The organism is Novosphingobium sp. SG707 (genome assembly GCF_012275515.1).
Lineage (GTDB): Bacteria > Pseudomonadota > Alphaproteobacteria > Sphingomonadales > Sphingomonadaceae > Novosphingobium.
Genome location: NZ_JAAZQL010000001.1, coordinates 1,169,263 through 1,187,909, shown reverse-complemented (window position 1 = coordinate 1,187,909; position 18,647 = coordinate 1,169,263). Strand labels below are relative to the sequence as shown.

Here is an 18,647-nt window from a genome sequence, read left to right as displayed (position 1 = left end):
CTTCAGAGGGCGGCAAAGCGCCCCATCGGGGGATAGGATGAAAGCCTGGATCTTGCGCAAGGGGGCGACGAGCCTCGACGCCATGCAGCTTGTGGAACAGGATGCGCCGGTGGCCGGTGCCGGAGAAGTGCTGATCCGGGTGCGCGCCTGTTCGCTCAATTACCGCGATCAGATGATCCCGCTCGGCCTGTATATGGGCGGGCCGGTGACGCACGATATCGTGCCGCTCTCCGATGGCGCGGGCGAGGTTGTGGCTGTTGGCGAGGGCGTGACCCGCTTTGCCGTGGGCGACCGGGTGGCGGGGACCTTTTTCCAGAACTGGATGGATGGGCCGCCCAATCCCGCGATGGGGCCTGCGCTGGGCGCGGCGGGGGCCAGGGGCATGTTGGCGCAATATGTCGCCTTGCCCGAAAACGGTGTGGTCAGGATCGCGCAAAGCCTGAGTTTTGAGGAGGCGGCCTGCCTGCCCTGCGCCGGGGTAACGGCATGGAACGCCTTGATGGAAGGAGCGCATCCGGTGTCGGCGGGCGAGCATGTTCTGGTGCTGGGCACCGGGGGCGTGTCGCTGCTGGCGTTGCAGATCGCCAAGGCGGCGGGCGCGCAGGTGATCGCCACCAGCGGTTCGGACGACAAGCTGGCGCGGGTGGCAGCGCTGGGCGCGGATGAAACGATCCAATATCGCACCACGCCCGACTGGGGCGCCAAGGCGGCCGCCCTGTCGGGAAAGGCAGGCGTCGAGCATGTGGTCGAGGTGGGCGGCGCCGGAACTCTGGCGCAATCCATCGCGGCGGTGGGCTTTGCGGGCGAAATCGCGCTGATCGGGGTGTTGACGCGTGAGGGCAATACTTCGCCCCATGGGCTGATGTTCAAGGGGGCCAATCTGCGCGGCATTTTCGTCGGATCGCGCGGCATGGCCGAGAGGCTCAACGCTTTTATCGACGCCCATGGCATCAAGCCGGTGATCGACAAGGTGTTTACGCTGGAGGAGGCCAAGGCCGCCTATGCCTATCAGGCCTCGCCCGATCTGTTCGGCAAAGTGGTGATACGCCTGTGACCTAAGCCGCGAAACGCAAGAACCAGAGCGCGGGGCATGGACCTCGCGCCGGTAAAGGAGAGAGCGATGCAATTGCCGAAAGGGCATGCGATGGGCTTTGGCGCCCGCGTGGGCCAGACGATTCAGACGGCCTATGTGGTGCGCGATATTCATCAGGCGATCGACTGGTGGGTGGACGAGGCGCGGGTGGGGCCGTGGTTCCTGCTCGACCATTTTCTGGCGCCTGATCATGTCTATCGCGGGGCGCAGGCCGCCGGCGATGTCGCCATCGCCATGGCTTTTGCCGGATCCATGTGCATCGAATTGATCCAGCCGCTGGATGACAATCCTTCGGTTTACAAGGATCTGATCGACAGGCGCGGCTATGGTTTTCATCATATCGGCGTGGCGGTGAGCGATGTTGATGCCGAAATCCCCGCCTATGAGGCGCGCGGCTATACGGTGGCCTATCGGGCGCAGGTGCCGACCGGCGGCGCGGTGGCCTATCTGGACGATGGGCGCCATGATCCAGGGATGCTCGAACTGATCCCCGCCACATCGGGCATGGATGAGGCGTTTACCCGTTTTCAAGCGGCGGCCCGGAATTGGGATGGCTCTGATCGCGTCAGGCCTTTTGCATGAGCGCGCCCGATCCCAATGCCGCCACAAGGCGCGGCGCGGCCTATCAGATCTGGGTGGTGGGGCTGCTCAGCCTCAATTTCGGCATCGTCTTTTTCGACCGGAACGCTCCCAATTTCCTGATGCCTTTTATCCAGCACGATCTGGGCTTCAGCAACAAGGCCGTCGGCCTGCTTTCCAGCGCGCTGTCTTTGACATGGGCGATTGCCGGATTTGTGGTGGGCGGCCTGTCGGACCGGATGGGCAAGCAGAAAATCGTCGTCGTTTGGGCCAGCCTTGCCTTTTGCCTGTGTTCCTTCGTATCGGGCGCGGCGGGCAGTTTTATGGTGCTGTTTGCCGCACGCCTGCTGATGGGCGTGGCCGAAGGCGGGATCATGCCGGTCAGCCATGCGATGATCGTCGAGGAAGTGGCGCCCGCGCGGCGCGGCATGGCGATGGGCATCGGGCAAAATCTGGGGTCGAACCTGCTGGGTTCCTTTGTGGCGCCGCTGGTGCTGGTGTGGATCGCCAACACTTGGGGCTGGCGCGAGGGCTTTTATCTGGCTGCGCTGCCGGGCATCGCCACGGCCGCCCTGATCGCTTTCACCCTGCGCGAACCGCCCCGGGAAGCCCATGAACATGCCGAGCGCCCCAAGGTGACGATGCGCGAGGCCTTTGCCAATCGCAATGTCATCCTGTGCGCCGCGATTGCCGTGCTGCTGGTCAGCTATCTGGTGGTGTGCTGGGCTTTCATGCCGCTTTATCTGACCAAGGTGCGCGCCATGGCGCCCGAAACGATGAGCTGGATGATGGCGGTGCTGGGCATTTCGGCGGGGCTGGGCAGCTTTCTGGTGCCCGCCATATCCGATGCCATCGGGCGCAAGCCGGTGATGATCGGCTTTTCGGCGCTGGGGATGCTGCTGCCGCTGGGCGCGCTCTATTACACAGGCGGAAGCTGGGGGCTGGCGGCGATTTTCTTCTTCGGCTGGGGGCTTAATGGCCTGTTCCCCATGTTCATGGCCACGATCCCTTCGGAATCGGTCGATCCGCGTCTGGCCGCCACACTGACCGGCATGGTGATGGGCGCGGGCGAGGTGTTGGGCGGTGTGCTCAGCCCCTTTGTGGCCGGGGCTGCGGCCGATGTCTGGGGGCTGGGCGCGCCGCTGTGGATCATGCTCGGTCTTGCTCTGGCGGCCACGGTGCTGGCGCTGGGGCTTTTGGAATCCGCGCCTGCCGTCCTGGCCCGGCGCGTACGTTGATCTTGCAAAGGTAGGCAACATGAGCACGATCGAACATTTCTCCACCGCCCGGATCGCCGCCAATGAGCGTCTCGATTTCTGGAACCGGCTGACCAATGAGACCTATCCCGGCACCTTGGTCGATCAGCGCAAGGATGCTTTTGAAGCGGAAATGCGGCGGTGGAGTCTGGGCGATCTGGTGATGATCCGCCCCCGATCCTGCGGCAGCCTGGTGCAGCGTCGCCCGACCGGATCGGCGCCAGAGGCGGTGGTGCTGCATGTCCAGCATTCGGGCCGGTCGCGCCATGAACAATGCGGGCGGGTGGCCGAGCTGGGCGTGGGCGATTTCGTGCTGTCCAGCGCCAACGAACCCTATCGCATCGATCTGCGCCAGCACGAATTTCTGGTGGTGGAAATGCCGCGCGCCGGATTGGAGGCGCGCCTGCCCGATCTTGATGCCGCCCTCTCGCGCCGCATTTCGGGGGCCACGCCGGGCAGCCGCCTGCTGCACAATTTCATCCTCTCGCTCTGGCAACAGGGCGATCAGGGGTATGGCGATCAGGGGCGGGGCGATGCGGCATGGGAGCAGGGCGTGTCCAACGTCTTCCTCGATCTGCTCAGCCTTGCGGTGCGTGATGCGGACCATCCTGTTCAATCCTGCCGGCCCCTGCGCGAGAAGATCAAGACGCTGGTGGATGCCAATCTGGGCTGCGCGCAATTCGGGTCGATCGAAATCGCGGCGGAGCTGGGCGTCAGCGTGCGTACGGTGCAGAACGCCTTTGCCGCGATGGGCACGACCCCTTCGGCCTATATTCTTTCGCGGCGTCTGGCGCGCGCCTGTGAATTGTTGATCGTCAATCCGACGATGAGTGTGACCGCCATCGCTTTCGACCTTGGTTTTTCCGACAGCGGCTATTTCGCCCGCTGCTTTCGCGCCGCCTATGGCGCCACACCCTCGCAATGGCGGGGCATGCAATAGGTTTGCGGCCCTGATTTTGCGTCTCTGTCCCAATCCCTTGCGTCCCAGTGCAAGCCAAGGGTTTTTCAGTCGCTAAATTCACACAACGACGAACCGGTAAAAAGACCGGCAGTCAGGAGAGGAACCGAAACTATGCGTAGCATTTTGCTCGTGGGTGTGGCGCTGTGCGGGCTGATCACAGCCTCCCCCGCTTTTGCCGCCCCCGCATCTGCCGCCGATGAGGAGGCCAAGGCCAAGGATAACGGCGGCATTGAGGCCATCGTCGTCACCGCGCAAAAGCGGTCGGAAAACGTCCAGAACGTGCCGATTGCCATCAGCGCCTTTACCGCCAATGCGTTGCAGGAGCGCGCGGTCACCAGCGTGGCCTCGCTCTCGGCCATTGCGCCCAACGTGACGCTTGACGCCGGCACGCCCTTTTCGGGCAGCTCGGCCGTGCTCTCGGCCTATATCCGCGGCATTGGCGCCAATGACTTTGCCTTCAACATCGATCCGGGCGTGGGCATCTATCTGGACGGGGTCTATCTGGCCCGTTCGGTGGGCGCCAACCAGGATCTGCCCGATGTGGAGCGGGTCGAGGTGCTGAAAGGGCCGCAAGGCACGCTGTTTGGCCGCAACACGATCGGCGGCGCGATCAGCATCGTCACCCATGATCCGGGCAAGGAATTCCGCTTTACCGGCAGCGTGACCACCGGCAGCTTCCGGATGTTTTCCGCCAAGGGCACGGTTGATCTGCCGATCACCGAAAGCCTGTCCTCCTCGCTCAGCTTTTCAACGACGCATCGCGACGGCTATATGCACCGCATCCCGTTCCCCGGCGCTTCGAACTATGCCGAGGACCCGATCACCTCGTTCAAGGCTGCCGGATATTACAACAGCGGTTACGGCACCGAAGGGGGTGACAACAATTACAATCTGCGCGGCAAATTGCGTTACAATGACGGCGGCGCCCTGCGCGTGACGTTGAGCGGCGATTACAGCAATATCGACACATCCCAGATCGCCAACAAGCTCATCGCCACCTTTCCGGCGGTGTTTGCGGGCACCTATAATTGCGCCATCGCGGGCAATCCCACCCAGACCGTGGGCGGCGTGACCGGCCCTTGCGACAGCTTTATCGGCGGGCCTCCTTCGGGCGCCTTTGTGGGCAATCGCGGCGGGCTCAATTCGGTGGTCGATCTGCCCTCGATTTACGGCGTCAATGCCGATGCCAATCCGAACAACAACCGGCTGCCCTATGACAACCGTTTTGTGACCAACAGCATCGACACCAGCTATGCCAATGGCAACAATTTCTCGAAAATGAAGTCCTATGGCGGGGCGGCCACCATCGATTACGATCTGGCCGAAAACATGACGATCAAGTCGGTGACCGCCTATCGCGAACTGCATTGGAAGGCGGGCATGGATCTGGACGGTTCGCCGCTCGATTTCCTGCACACCAGTTTTGAAATGAACCAGAAGCAGTTCAGCGAGGAGCTGCAACTGACCGGCAAGGCGATGGACAAGAAGCTCAACTATGTGCTGGGCGCCTATTACTTCACCGAAAGCGGCAATCTGCATGATTACGTGACCTTTGCCGAAGGCCTGCTGCAGGTGGACGGGCCCAACAACCTCTCCACCAAGAACTATGCTTTCTATGGTCAGGCCGACTATAAGATCACAGAGCAACTGGGCATCACCCTTGGCGGGCGTTATACCCATGAAAGCAAGACGTTCGAGGGGTTCCAGTCGGACAATAATGGCTTGAATTACAAGCTGGCCCAGTTCTTCGGCGATCCCAATTGCGCCTCGCTGACGCCGATCTCGAACCAGTGCCGCATCGACAACAACTTCCCCAATCCGGGCCAGCCCCTGCGCTATTACATTGCGGGCGAGCAGCACAAGAGCTTCAACAATTTCTCGCCCAAGGTGGGCCTGCAATATCACCCCAGCGATGCGATCATGCTCTATGCCAGCTGGTCCAAGGGCTACAAGACCGGCGGCTGGACCACGCGCCTGTCCAATCCGCTGCCCTATGCCCCCGGCTTTGGCCCCGAAAAGGCCACGACCTATGAAGTGGGCGCCAAGACCCAGTTCTTTGATCGCCACCTTCAGATCAACGGCGCGGTGTTCCAGACCGATTACGCCGGCATCCAGCTCAATTTCCAGCAGGGCGTCTCGCCCACCATCCAGAACGCGGGCGTTGCGCGCATTCGCGGCTTTGAACTGGAAGTCACCGCCGCGCCTGCCCAGGGCCTGACGCTGACCGGATCGCTGGGCTATACCGATGCCGTCTATACCTCGGTCGACGGCCCGGCGCAGGTGGCCGCCTCTGCCTCGCAGGCGGGTGTGTTCGCGGGGGCCAGCCTGCCCAAGACCCCGAAATACAAGATCAACATCAGCCCCCGTTACGAGGCCGATCTGGGCAAGCATGGCAAGCTGGTGCTGCTGGGCGATGTCACCTTCACCGACAAGATGAAGAATGACACCGAAGGCACCTTCCTGCTCGACCGCCCCGCCACCACCGTCATCAACGCCAGCGCCACCTACAGGCCGCTCAGCGGGTTCTGGGACCTGACTGTGGGCGGCACCAATCTGACCAACGAGCGCTATCTGACCACGGGTCAGGCGCAATATGCCGGTGGCCAGATCTACGGCACCTACAGCCGCCCGGCCGAATGGTACGCGCGGCTTGGCATCAAGTTCTAATCGAGACCCTGCCTTGCGCCGGGCGGGCCTCGTCCGTCCGGCGCCCTTTCCCTTGAAGGAGGCCTCCATGCCCGAAACAGCGCACAGCGAATTCTGGAAAGACATCAAGCCGGTCGAAAAGGTCTTTCGCGAGGGCGGCCTGCCCGAAGTCTATCTGCCCAAGATCGCCGAGGGCGACGAACGCTACTGGGTGCCGATCAGCGAGACCGTCTCGTCCAAACCGGTGTGGATCAGCCCGTCCAAGAACATGTGGGCCGATGTACTGATGAGCAAACAGGCGGGGCTGGTGAACCGCCATTACCATCCGCACCCGATCTGGGCCTACACGATCAGCGGCAAATGGGCCTATCTGGAGCATGAGTGGACGGCCACCGCAGGCGATTTCGTCTATGAAACCCCCGGCGAGAGCCACACGCTGGTCTGCTATGAACATGCCGATCCGATGAAAGTGTTCTTCGTCGTCTCCGGCCCGCTGATGTGGCTGGACGAAGCGGGCAACACCACCGGCCACTATGATGTCTTCGACTACATCGCGGCGGCCCGCGCCCATTACGCCAGTAATGGCATCGGCGCGGACTATGTCGACACGCTCATCCGATAAATCTCCACAAGAGGAACAGCCCATGGGCACTATGAAAGCACCGCCGTCCTCGGCCTATAAGATCGTGCAGGTCGAGGAGCTCTACGCCGATCTTATCAAGAACAAGGGCGTGGAAGGCACCTATGTCGGCCGCGAAGAGAGCGAAAGCCCGTGGGTGCCTTTTGGCGAGGGCGCGGCGATCCGCCATCTGGCCTTTGACGTCCGGCAAAACATCTATTGCAACATCCTGTGGATCAAGGGGCCCGGCGTGATCGGCACCCACAAGCATCGCGGGCCGGTCTGGGCCATCGGACTGGAAGGCTCGTTCCGCTATCTCGAATATGGCTGGGTGTGCCGCCCCGGCGATTTCATCACCGAAACGCCCGGCACGGCCCATACGCTCGTCACCGATGATCCCGACGGCATGAAGGCCCTGTTCTGGATGCAGGGCGCCAACGAGTTTTACGATGCCGATGGCAAGCATGTCGAAACGCTCGATGTGTGGTGGTTCATGAACCACTACGAGACTTATTGCCGCGAAAACAACATTCCCATCAACCCCGCGCTCTATCTTTAAAGGATCAGGCACAGTGGCAATTCTGGACAGATTTTCGGTCGCGGGCCGCAGCGCTCTGGTCACAGGGGGCGCCTCGGGCCTCGGCCTTGCCTATGTCGAGGCGATGGCCGAAGGCGGCGCGGCGGTGACGCTGAGCGACATTGACTTGGCCGGCGCCGAGCGCGAGGCGCAGCGTCTGCGCGATGCGGGCTATGATGTGCGGGCCGTTGCGCTCGATGTGTCCGACAGCGATGCCGTGGCCCGCGTGTTCGACGATCACGCCAAGGTGTTCGGCGGGCTGGACATCTGCTTTGCCAATGCCGGGATCGACACCGGGGCGGGCTTTTGGAACCCCGAAGGCCATCGCAACCCCGATGGGCAGGTCGATACCTATGATCCCAAACGCTGGGACAAATCGATCGCGGTCAATCTGTCCGGCATGTTCTATACGATCAGCAATGCCGTGCGGATCATGAAGCAGCCGGGTCGCGCCAATGGCCGCACCGGCGGCGCGATCATCGCCACCGCGTCCAATGCGGGCCTCGTCACCGAACCGATTGTCGGCCTGCCCTATATGCCTGCCAAGGCGGGCATTTTGCATATGGTGCGCGCGCTGGGGCTGGAGCTTGCCGAATTCGGCATCCGCATCAACGCCATCGCGCCGGGGCCTTTCGTCACCAACATCGGTGGTGGTTGGCTGAAGAAAGATCCCACCGTGCGCGCGGCATGGGACGCCATCGTGCCCTTGGGCAGCGTGGCCGAAACCGAGCAGATGAAGCCGCTGGCGCTGCTGCTGGCCAGCGATGCCTCCGATTACATGACCGGCGCCCATGTGGTGATCGACGGCGGCATGATGCTGGGGAGGTTTAAATGAGGCGCTGGGCATTGTTGCCGCTGATGCTGCTGGCGGCCCCCGCCTCGGCGCAAACGGGGCAGGCATTGGGCCAAACGCTGGCGCAGCGGCCCCCGGCCAAGACCTATGCCAGCATTTGCGCCTATTGCCACGGCCACAATGTGGGGCCGATCATTTTGGGCCGCAAACTGCCGGTTGAATATATTCAGGCGATGGTGCGCGCGGGCCGCAACGGGATGCCCGCGATGCGCCCTACCGAAATCTCGCCCGCCGAACTCGACGCACTGGCCGTATGGATTTCCAAGGCCCCCAAAGACATCAAGGAGCACGGCCAATGAGCGGGGCGACCATCGACAGACGCGGATTGCTGGGCGCGGGCGTGGCGGCGACCATTGGTATTGCCGGACAGGCGATGGCGCAGGGCGCCGTTCTGGCACCGGGCGTCAGCAAGGCCGATCTGGCCGCCGCGCTCAAGGCCATGCGCGCCGTGGTGGGCGATGCATGGGTGGCGGGCGATGCCGAGAGCCTGCGGCCATGGTCGAAAAGCTATACGCCCGACCCCACGGGGCGCCATGCGCCGGTGGGCGCGGTGGCGCCGGAAAATGTCGAGCAGGTGCAGGCGATCCTCAAAATCGCCAACCAATATCGCCAGCCCCTCTGGCCGGTCAGCACCGGCAAGAATATGGGCTATGGCAGCACCACCACCGCCGCGCCGGGCCAGATCGTCCTCGATCTCAAACGCATGAACCGCATCCTCTCGGTCGATACCGAGCTGTGCACCGCGCTGGTCGAACCGGGTGTCACCTATCAGCAGCTGCGCGACTATCTGGACGAGCACAATATCCCGTTGTGGATCGATGTGCCCACCGTTGGCCCGATTGTCGGCCCGGTCGGCAACACGCTCGATCGCGGCGTGGGTTATACGCCCTATGGCGAGCATTTCATGGTGCAATGCGGTATGGAGGTCGTCATGGCCAATGGCGACATTTTGAAAACCGGCATGGGCAGCACCAAGAACCCCAGCGCATGGCAGGCGTTCAAATGGGGCTATGGCCCTTATCTGGACGGCATTTTCACCCAGTCGAATTTTGGCGTGGTGACGAAAATGGGCCTGTGGCTGATGCCCGCGCCGCCGGTCTATAAACCGCTGGTGGTGCGCCACAAGAAGATGGAGGATGTGGCGCGCATCACCGATGCCATGCGGCCTTTGCGCATAGCCGGAATTGTGCCCAATGTGGTGCTGATGATGGGGGCGGCCTATCAATTGGCCATGTTCCATCGGCGCGGCGAAGTCACCACCAAACCCGCACAGGTCAGTGATGAGGAAATCGCCCAATTCGCCGCAAAGCATGATCTGGGCATGTGGAACACCTATATCGCGCTTTACGGAACGCCCGCGCAGGTGGCCGAAAGCGAGCGCATCATCCGGGGCGCCTTTGCCGCCATCGACGGCGATGTGATGACGCAGGAGCAGATGAAGGACAACCCGTGGTTCCACCACCACGCCACGCTGATGCGCGGCGGCCTCAGCCTTGAGGAAGTGGGCCTTGCGCGGTGGAAGGGCGCGGGCGGGGGCCTTGCCTGGTTTGCGCCCGTAGCCCCGGCCAAGGGCAGCGAGACGCAGGGGCAGATCGATCTGGCCAAACAGATCCTTGCGCGGCACGGCTTTGATTATACCGCCGCCTTTGCCGTGGGCATGCGCGAATTGCACCACATCATCGCGCTGCTGTATGACAAGAGCGACCCGGCCGAGGAAAAGCGCGCCGATGATTGCTATCGCGAACTCGTCACCGGCTTTGGCGATCGCGGCTGGTGCTCCTATCGCACCGGGGTTCACGCGATGGACCTGGTCGCGGCGCAATATGGCGAAACCAATCGCGCAGTGAATGCCGCCATCAAACAGGCGCTTGACCCCAACCATATCCTTGCCCCCGGCAAATCGGGGATCGCATGATGGGCGCGCGGTTTGACGGCAAGGCTGTGCTGATTACGGGCGCGGCAACGGGCATCGGGCGTGCCACCGCCCTTGCCTTTGCCGCCGAGGGGGCCGGCGTGATGATCGGCGACATCGACCCGCGCGCGCAGGAAACCCGCGCAATGATCGCGGCGGCGGGCGGCAAGGCGGAGTTTTGCCATACCGATGTGCGCGATCCGGCGGCGGTTGAGGCTTTGGTCAAGGCGTGCCTGTCGCATTTCGGGCGGATGGATTGCGCGTTCAACAATGCGGGCGTTTTGCCGCCCCAGCGCCCGATCCATGAGGTGACGCCCGAGGAGCTGGATCTGGCCATTGATGTTGATTTCAAGGGCGTGTTCTATGCCATGCAAGCGGAAATCCGGCACTTTCTGACCGTGGGCGGCGGGGCGATTGTCAATACGGCCAGCGTGGGGGCCTTGATCGCGGACCCTAATATGAGCGCCTATTGCGCGATGAAACATGCCGTGGCGGGCCTGACCAAGGCGGCGGCGGTGGAATATGCGCGGGTCGGCATCCGCACCAATTGCATCGCCCCCGGCTTTGTCGTCACGCCGATGACCCGCCATTGGGCCGAAAGCAACGCCTTTACCGACATGTTCTTCGCACAGAACATTTCCGGCCGCGCCGCGCAACCCGAGGAAATCGCCCCCACCGTCCTGCATCTGTGCAGCGATGGGGCCAGTTTCATCAATGGCGCCACATTTGTGATCGACGGCGGCCAGACGGCGCATTAGTATGTATCACAGACAAAATTATAAAGGAGAGAATTGCCATGGCCGTTATGACCGCGCCGCCTTCGAACAAGGCCGCCATTGTCGATGTGAAATTCCCGCACAAGGCCCTGGTTGATCGCCTCAGCCCCGGCGGGCGCTATATCGATGCGCAGACCGATGTGGACAGCCCATGGGTGCCCTTTGGCGAACATGCCGCGATCAAGCATCTGGCCTTTGACGTGCGGCAGAACCTGTTTTCGAACATCCTGTGGGTCAAGGGGCCGGGGGTGATCGGCACCCATCTGCATCGCGGCACGATCACCATGGTCTGTCTCGAAGGCAGTGTGCGCTATCTGGAATATGACTGGACGGCCACGCCGGGCGGCCTCATCCTTGAAGTGCCGGGCGAAAGCCATACGCTGGTGACCGAGCATCCCGAAGGGTGCAAGCTGTTTGGCTGGATGCAGGGGCCGATCGACTTCTTCGACGATCAGGCCAATCTGGTCGATACCGCTGATGTGTGGTGGTTCATCAACCACTATGAGACCTATTGCCGGGACAATGGCATCGCCATCAATCCCAAGCTCTACGTGTAAAGGGCTGGGCTGATGCGTGCAGTCGTGATGCAGGGGCTGCACAGGCCGCTGGCGCTCGAAACCTTGCCCGATCCCACGCCGGACGCTGGCGAGATTGTGGTCAAGGTCGGGCGCTGCGGCATTTGCGGGTCGGATCTGCATATGACGGAGGACCCGGCCTATGGCATGGCTGCGGGCAGCGTTCTGGGCCATGAATTCGCGGGCGAAGTCGTGGCGCTGGGCAAGGATGTCGAGGGTTTTGCCACGGGTGACCTCGTCGCGGTCAGCCCGCTTAAAAGCTGCGGCCATTGCCCCGCCTGCGTGGCGGGTGAGGTGGCTTGGTGCGAGCATTTCGGGCTGCAGGGCGGCGGCTATGCCGAATATGCCGTCACGCGGCCCAACCAGTGCGTGCGCCTGCCCAAGAGCGCCAGTCTTGCCGATGGCGCGATCATCGAGCCATTGGCCGTGGCGCTGCATGGCATCAATCTGTCGGGCATGAAAACCGGCGACAAAGTGCTGGTGCTGGGCGGCGGGCCGATCGGGCTTGCCGCCGCCTTCTGGGCGCGGCGACGCGGGGCGGGCGCGGTGGTGGTGCAGGATGTGGCCCTGTTTCAGGCCGAGCGCGCGCTGGCGATGGGGGCGACCGGCTTTGTCGCCGAACCCGACGATCCCGTCGGCGCAGCAGAGCGCGCTCTGGGCGGTAAGGCCGATGTGGTGATCGAATGCGTGGGCCGTCCGGGCCTGATCGCGCAGGCGGTGCAGCAGATCCGCCCGCGCGGCACGATCCTGCTGCTGGGCCTTTGCACCCAGCCCGACACGTTCAATTCCTTTGCCATGCTGTCGAAGGAAGTGCGGCTGGTCACCTCGGCCTTCTTCCACACGCAGGAATATGAGGCCGCCCTCGACGCCTTGTGCAGCGGGGCGCCCGAGCCGCGCCATCTCGTGTCCGACACGATTACGCTGTCCGCCACGCCGGAGCGTTTCGAGGCGCTGCGGCGGCGCACCCATGACTGCAAGGTGCTGATCAACCCGTTTGGATAGCAGGCCCATGCGCAACATCGACTATTTCGACAAATCCGCCGGGCTTTATCCCGACCGTGCTGTACTAAAAACCGCGCAGGGCGCGATCACCTATGCCGCGATGCAGCGGATGACGCACCGTCTGGCGGGCGCCATGGCGGCGGCGGGCCTGCAGCCGCAGGAGGCCGTGGCGATCATGTCGCCCAACCATCCGGGCGTGCTGACGGCGATGCTCTCGCTGTGGCGCGCAGGGGCGGTGTGGATCCCGGTCAACACCCGCAATGCGCTGCCTGATACGATTGCCTATCTGCGCTATGTGCGCGCGGGATGGCTGTTTTATCATTCCAGCTTGTCTGCCGAGGCGCATGAGGCCGCGCGGCAAGTGCCATCGATCCGGCATCTGATCTGCCTTGATGCGCCCGATGCAGGCAATCCTTGCCTCGATGGCTTCATGCTGCCCGCCGATGCGCCGGATATGCCCGATTTGGGCAGCCCGGATGGGGGCGACCGCGAACTCTGCGCGATCATCGCCACAGGCGGCACTACGGGTCCGGCCAAAGGGGTGCGCGCGCTGAACCGCAGTTGGGGCACGATGCTGGAAAGCATCGCCATGTTGATGGCGGTTGAAGAGATACCGGTGTTCCTTGCCACCGCGCCCTTGTCCCATGCGGCAGGACCTTTCGCGCTGGCGGGGATCGCCATGGGGGCGACGATTGTGATGCTGCCCGCCTTTGACGCCCACGCGGTGATGGAGGCGATCCAGACTCATCGCGTCACCCATATGTTTCTGCCGTCCACGGCGCTCTATTCGATGCTGGCCCACCCTGATGTGCGCCACTATGACTATTCCAGCATGCGCTATTTTCTGCTGGCGGGCTCGGCCTGCAGCCCGGAAAAGCTGCGGCAGGCGGTGGAGGTGTTTGGCCCTTGCCTGTGCCAATCCTATGGACAGAGCGAATTCCATCTTATCGCCACATGGCTGCCGCCCGAAATCGTGGCAGCCGCCGCTGCCGGCGATCATTCCGAGCGGTTGGCCAGTTGCGGGCGGGCCACGATGTCTGTGCGCGTCGAATTGATGAATGACGATGGCGCGTTATTGCCTGTAGGCGAGGTGGGCGAGATCGTCGGGCGCGGGGGCATCGTTTGCGACGGCTATTTCGAGATGGAGCAGGCCACCGCCGAGGTGCGCACCCATGGCTGGCATCACACCGGCGACATTGGCCGCCGCGACGAGCACGGCTTTTTCTATATCGTCGACCGCAAGAAGGACATGATCGTCACCGGCGGTTTCAACGTCTTTTGCAGCGAGGTTGAGGCTGTAGTGTCTGAAATGCCGGGTGTCCATGAATGCGCCGCCATCGGCATCCCGCACGAAAAATGGGGCGAGGCGGTCAGCGTGCTGGTGGTGGCCGATCCGGCGAAGGCGCCCGATGCCGCCGCCATCATGGCCCATTGCAAGGCGCGGCTGGGCAGCATCAAGGCGCCCAAACACGTGTTCTTTCGTGAAAACCTGCCGCGCACCCCGGTGGGCAAATTCGACAAGAAGGCCATGCGCGCCGAGTTCTGGCAGGGACAAAGCCGCAGCGTCAATTAGGCCATGCTTTGATCCCTGCAGGCGATCAGGCCGCCCACCGCCTTTGGCGCTGCGCTTCGGCATGGGCGGGGCCGCCGGTCCGGAACTGCTGCAACTCGCGGATCAGCGTGTCGGATTGTTCGCTCAGCCCGCGCGCGGCGGCCGACGTCTCTTCCGACATGGCCGCATTGCTCTGGGCGATGGTGCCCATTTCCGCCACGGTCTGATTGGCCCTTTGCAGCTTGCCTGCCTGCTCATTCGTGTCGGCGGCAATGGCGTTGACCATGCCGCTGATCTCGCCCACGCCCGATGCAATGCGCGAGAGGGCATTGCCCGTTTCCATCACCAGACGGACGCCGTTTTCCACCTGAACGGCCGAACCCTGAATGCGCGATTTGATGTCCTTGGCGGCATCGGCGCTGCGCTGGGCCAAGGCGCGCACTTCGGATGCGACCACGGCAAAACCGCGCCCCGCATCGCCCGCGCGCGCGGCCTCCACCCCGGCGTTTAGCGCCAGGAGGTTGGTCTGAAACGCAATGGCGTCGATCACGCTGATGATGTCCGAAATCTCGCGCGAGGATGCTTCTAGCGCCCCCATCGCTTCGACCGCGCGCGCCACGACATCGCCCGATTGCTCGGCGCTTTTGCGCGTTTGCTCCACCATGGCATTGGCCGTCTGGGCCGAACGTGCGGCCTGCGCCATCGTGTTGCCAATTTCATGCAAGGCGTTGACGGTGGCCTCGACCTTGACCGCCTGCTGCTCGGTGCGAGAGGAGAGGTCCTGCGCCGCCCCGCCGATTTCGCTGGAGCCGGCGGCCACCATCTGCGCGGTTTTTACGACCCGCCCCATCGAGGAGCCGATGGCATCGACCGCCGCGTTGAAACTGGTGCGCAGCCCTTCGTAATCCGAACGGAAGGGCGTGGTGATCTGATAGGTCAGATTGCCCCGCGAGAGCTGTTCCAGCCCTTCGCGCAGCTGGTCGACGACCTGCGCTGTTTCGGCAAGGCTTTGCACGATCACCAGAACTTCCTGATCGCCCTCGATCCGCGTGGGCAGCAGGGTCACCAGAATGCGCTTGGTTGCGCCGGTATTGTCCAGATTGATCCATTCAAACCGGGCCGATCCGTTGGAGAAGGCTTCATGCAGCCTTTCGTTCACGCATTCGGCAACCGGGCGGCCATCCGTCTGGATCGGCGCGGAAAAGTCGACCGGCGTGCCGCCGATGATTCGGCTGCGCGGATAGCCGTAGATCTTTTCGGACGCGGCATTGCAAGCGGTGAACACGCCATTCTGAATCAGCAGCATACCATCAGGAGACTGTTCAAACATGGCTTCGGCCAGGCGCGTTTCCAGTGATGGCTTGGATGATTTTCTGAACATGGGATCTCGACCATTGATCACGATGCCCCATCTTCTGGCCCAGGCGGAATAATATAGTCCAATTCCGGCGCTTAGGAGTTTCCCCTAGCCAAATCGAAACGTCCGGGGCGGGGCGCAAAGGCGGCAAATCGGCCGTCCGTGATCGGCCGCCTCTAATCGACCCTTGCCAATCGGCGCAGGGTCTGGGGTGGCTGGCCGTATTGGCGCATGAAGGCCTCGCGCATCCGGCGCAGATCCACAAAGCCTGACTCGCGGGCGATCCGGTCCATCGGGTGGCGGGTTTCCTCGATCATCAGGCGGGCCGCTTCAAGGCGGATCTGCTCCACCGCCTTGGCGGGCGTCTGGCCGGTTTCCGCGCGAAAGGCGCGGGCAAACTGGCGGGGCGAGAGTGCGGCCACCTCGGCAAGTTCGTCCACGGTCAGTGGGTTGGCCAGATGGGCGCGGGCATGGATCAGGGCTTTCTGGATTCGGTCGCTGCTGGGCGCCAGGTCGAGCAGCTCGGAATGCTGGGATTGTCCGCCCGCGCGGCGATGATGCATGACCAGCCGCCGCGCGACGGAGGAAGCGAGGTCGCGCCCAAGGTCCTTCTCGATGAGGGCCACGGCAAGATCGAGACCGGCAGTCAGACCGGCCGAGGTCCACACCGTGCCTTCGTTGATGAAAATGCGGTCATCCTCCACCCGCACGTTGGGAAAAGTGTCGCGCATCTGTCGGGCATAGGCCCAATGGGTGGTGGCCCGCCGCCCGTCGAGCAACCCCATCTGTCCGAGCAGGAAGGCGCCGGTGCACAGGCCCGCGATCCGCCGCGATTCCCGCGCCATTGCGCGCAGCCTGTCCAGCGTGGCCTCATCCTGTTGCGGCGGCGGCTCCAGCCCGGCCATCATCAGCAAAGTGTCGATCGGCCCCACCTCGTCCAGCCTGACGGTCGGCACGGCAAAGCCGCTGGAGGATATGACCGGCCCGCCCTCCACCGATGCCATGGAAAGCGTATAATATTCCTCACCCTTCTGGGCATTGGCCAGTTCAAAGCCTGCCTGCACGCCCAGCGCCAGAAACTGGAAGCCGGGAGTGAGGACCATGGAAACATGCGGCATCGAGGCCTCCAAAACCAATGTCTGAAAAACGTAGTTTATACGTCATATCAGACATAGCGGATCACGTCCATAAGGCCCTTGTCGAGAGCGACGGCGCTCTCCCCCAGAAAGGATCCGGCCCATGACCACCACCTCATCCCACCAAGGCACCGCGCTGATCACCGGCGCTTCCACGGGTATCGGCGCCATCTATGCCGACCGCCTTGCGGCCCGCGGCCATGACCTCATCCTTGTGGCCCGCAACAAGGACAAGCTACAGGATCTGGCCGCCCGGATTTCGGACAGAACCGGCCGCGCGGTCGAAGTGCTTGCCGCCGATCTGGGTGACAGGGCGGATCTTGCCCGCGTCGAAAAAGTGCTGCGCGAAGATGCCAGCATTACCGCGCTGGTCAACAATGCGGGGATCGGCACCCACAGCCCGCTGCTGGAAAGTGATGTCGAGCGGATGGATGCCATGGTGCAGCTCAATGTCACCGCGCTGATGCGGCTGACCTATGCCGCCGTCCCCGGCTTTGTGGCGCGCGGCGGGGGCGTGGTGATCAACATCGCCTCGATCGTGGCGCTGGCGCCCGAATTGCTCAACGGCGTCTATGGCGGCACCAAGGCTTTCGTTCACGCCTTCACCGCTTCGCTGAACCACGAAATGGCCGACAAGGGCATCCGGGCGCAGGCCGTGCTGCCGGGCGCCACGCGCACCGATTTCTGGGCGCTGGGCGGCCTGCCGGTTGAACATTTGCCCAGCGAGGTCGTGATGGACGCGGCCGATATGGTCGATGCGGCGCTGGCCGGATTGGATCAGGGCGAGACCACGACCATCCCCGCCTTGCGCGATGTGGAGCTCTGGCAAGCTTTTGAAGCGGCCCGCCATGCGCTCGGGCCCCAACTTTCCGCCACCCGCTCCGCCCCGCGCTTTGGACAGGCGGCCTGATCCCGCCAACCCAGTCTCCCGATCAAAGGACCGATCCCATGAAACTTACCGGCAACACCATTTTCATCACCGGCGGCACCAGCGGCATCGGTCGCGGTCTGGCCGAGGCGCTCCACAGGCTTGGCAACAAGGTCATCATTTCGGGTCGGCGCGCCGCGCTGCTCGATGAAGTGACCGCGGCCAACCCCGGCATGGAGGGCATCACGCTTGACGTCACCCGGCTGGACAGCATCCAGGCCGCCGCGCAAGAATTGATCGCCAAATATCCCGACCTCAATGTCGTGTTCAACAATGCCGGTTTCATGCCCTTTGACGATGTGTCCGGCCCGATCGACGATGCGGTGGCGCAGGAACTGGTTGCCACCAACCTGCTCGGCCCTGTCCGGGTGACGGCGGCGCTGATCGAGCATCTCAAGAGCAGGCCCGAGGCCACCGTGCTCTATACCAGCAGCGTTCTAGCCTTCGTGCCGCTGGCGGGCAACGCGATCTACTCGGCCACCAAGGCCGCGATCCATTCTTTCGCCCTGTCGCAGCGCTTTCAATTGCGGAACACCAGTGTGCGGGTGCAGGAAATCGCGCCGCCTTGGGTGGATACGGACCTGATCTACAAGAGCGGCGATCCGCGCGCGATGCCGTTGGCCGATTTCATCGAACAGACGCTGGTCGAATTGGCCAAGGATGATCCCGAAGTGATTGTCGATGCCGTTCGCCCGCTGCGCGACAATCCGGGGGCGGGTGAACACACGCTGTTCGAAGCCTTCAACCAGAGCCTTGCCGAAAATCCCATCCCCACCGGCGCATGAGCCGCGCCATTGCAAGTTACACCCTGAATTTGAAAGGATA

General features: G+C 63.1%; 18 protein-coding genes. 16 read left to right on the top strand and 2 right to left on the bottom strand.

The annotated features are described in order from the left end of the window. The first annotated feature begins 37 nt into the window (after window positions 1-37). The 14 genes from FHW92_RS04825 to FHW92_RS04760 all read left to right on the top strand — a co-directional run bounded on the left by FHW92_RS04825 (window position 38) and on the right by FHW92_RS04760 (window position 14,422). Window positions 38-1,054 (top strand): NAD(P)-dependent alcohol dehydrogenase, encoded by a 1,017-nt coding sequence (locus FHW92_RS04825; protein WP_168602039.1) that lies wholly within the window; start codon window positions 38-40, stop codon window positions 1,052-1,054. A gap of 66 nt (window positions 1,055-1,120) precedes the next feature. After that, window positions 1,121-1,675 (top strand): VOC family protein, encoded by a 555-nt coding sequence (locus FHW92_RS04820; RefSeq protein ID WP_246869901.1) that lies wholly within the window; start codon window positions 1,121-1,123, stop codon window positions 1,673-1,675. Further along, the gene (locus FHW92_RS04815; protein WP_168602038.1) at window positions 1,672-2,910 is read left to right on the top strand and encodes an MFS transporter; all 1,239 of its coding nucleotides are present in this window, start codon (window positions 1,672-1,674) and stop codon (window positions 2,908-2,910) included. The genes FHW92_RS04820 and FHW92_RS04815 overlap by 4 nt, the downstream gene beginning before the upstream one ends. Window positions 2,911-2,929: 19 nt before the next feature. Continuing rightward, window positions 2,930-3,868, top strand: a complete 939-nt coding sequence (locus FHW92_RS04810; protein ID WP_168602037.1) for a helix-turn-helix domain-containing protein — start codon at window positions 2,930-2,932, stop codon at window positions 3,866-3,868. 132 nt (window positions 3,869-4,000) lie between these two features. Continuing rightward, window positions 4,001-6,556, top strand: a complete 2,556-nt coding sequence (locus tag FHW92_RS04805) for a TonB-dependent receptor (protein WP_168602036.1) — start codon at window positions 4,001-4,003, stop codon at window positions 6,554-6,556. Window positions 6,557-6,623: 67 nt separating this feature from the next. Beyond that, window positions 6,624-7,157, top strand: a complete 534-nt coding sequence (locus tag FHW92_RS04800; protein WP_168602035.1) for a 2,4'-dihydroxyacetophenone dioxygenase family protein — start codon at window positions 6,624-6,626, stop codon at window positions 7,155-7,157. 22 nt (window positions 7,158-7,179) lie between these two features. Beyond that, the gene (locus FHW92_RS04795; RefSeq protein WP_168602034.1) at window positions 7,180-7,713 is read left to right on the top strand and encodes a 2,4'-dihydroxyacetophenone dioxygenase family protein; all 534 of its coding nucleotides are present in this window, start codon (window positions 7,180-7,182) and stop codon (window positions 7,711-7,713) included. Between the two features lie 13 nt (window positions 7,714-7,726). Further along, entirely contained in the window at window positions 7,727-8,566 is an 840-nt protein-coding gene (locus tag FHW92_RS04790; RefSeq protein ID WP_168602033.1) for an SDR family NAD(P)-dependent oxidoreductase, read from the top strand. Further along, window positions 8,563-8,883, top strand: coding sequence for a cytochrome c (locus FHW92_RS04785; protein ID WP_210428355.1), 321 nt, complete (start codon window positions 8,563-8,565; stop codon window positions 8,881-8,883). The genes FHW92_RS04790 and FHW92_RS04785 overlap by 4 nt, the downstream gene beginning before the upstream one ends. Next, a complete protein-coding gene (locus FHW92_RS04780) occupies window positions 8,880-10,499 on the top strand; it encodes an FAD-binding oxidoreductase (RefSeq protein WP_168602032.1) in 1,620 nt (539 codons plus the stop codon). Before FHW92_RS04785 ends, FHW92_RS04780 begins: the two co-directional genes overlap by 4 nt. After that, complete coding sequence (locus FHW92_RS04775) at window positions 10,496-11,254, top strand: glucose 1-dehydrogenase (RefSeq protein WP_168602031.1); 759 nt, start codon at window positions 10,496-10,498, stop codon at window positions 11,252-11,254. Before FHW92_RS04780 ends, FHW92_RS04775 begins: the two co-directional genes overlap by 4 nt. A 38-nt stretch (window positions 11,255-11,292) precedes the next feature. Next, on the top strand, window positions 11,293-11,829 hold the full coding sequence (locus tag FHW92_RS04770) for a 2,4'-dihydroxyacetophenone dioxygenase family protein (protein ID WP_168602030.1): 537 nt from the start codon (window positions 11,293-11,295) through the stop codon (window positions 11,827-11,829). Between the two features lie 12 nt (window positions 11,830-11,841). Next, a complete protein-coding gene (locus FHW92_RS04765) occupies window positions 11,842-12,849 on the top strand; it encodes an alcohol dehydrogenase catalytic domain-containing protein (protein ID WP_168602029.1) in 1,008 nt (335 codons plus the stop codon). Between the two features lie 7 nt (window positions 12,850-12,856). Further along, window positions 12,857-14,422 carry an AMP-binding protein gene (locus FHW92_RS04760; protein WP_168602028.1) on the top strand — a complete coding sequence of 522 codons (1,566 nt, stop codon included), beginning with the start codon at window positions 12,857-12,859 and terminating at the stop codon, window positions 14,420-14,422. A 25-nt stretch (window positions 14,423-14,447) separates the two neighbouring features. Here FHW92_RS04760 and FHW92_RS04755 read toward each other — a convergent pair whose 3' ends face one another. Further along, the gene (locus tag FHW92_RS04755; RefSeq protein ID WP_282599655.1) at window positions 14,448-15,731 is read right to left on the bottom strand and encodes a methyl-accepting chemotaxis protein; all 1,284 of its coding nucleotides are present in this window, start codon (window positions 15,729-15,731) and stop codon (window positions 14,448-14,450) included. A gap of 203 nt (window positions 15,732-15,934) precedes the next feature. Further along, complete coding sequence (locus tag FHW92_RS04750; protein ID WP_172249138.1) at window positions 15,935-16,861, bottom strand: GlxA family transcriptional regulator; 927 nt, start codon at window positions 16,859-16,861, stop codon at window positions 15,935-15,937. A gap of 136 nt (window positions 16,862-16,997) precedes the next feature. Between FHW92_RS04750 and FHW92_RS04745 the strand changes: the two genes are divergently transcribed. Together FHW92_RS04745 and FHW92_RS04740 are read left to right on the top strand one after the other, a co-directional pair. After that, entirely contained in the window at window positions 16,998-17,804 is an 807-nt protein-coding gene (locus tag FHW92_RS04745) for an SDR family oxidoreductase (protein WP_168602025.1), read from the top strand. Window positions 17,805-17,842: 38 nt separating this feature from the next. After that, complete coding sequence (locus tag FHW92_RS04740; protein WP_168602024.1) at window positions 17,843-18,607, top strand: SDR family NAD(P)-dependent oxidoreductase; 765 nt, start codon at window positions 17,843-17,845, stop codon at window positions 18,605-18,607. The last annotated feature ends 40 nt before the right edge of the window (window positions 18,608-18,647 follow it).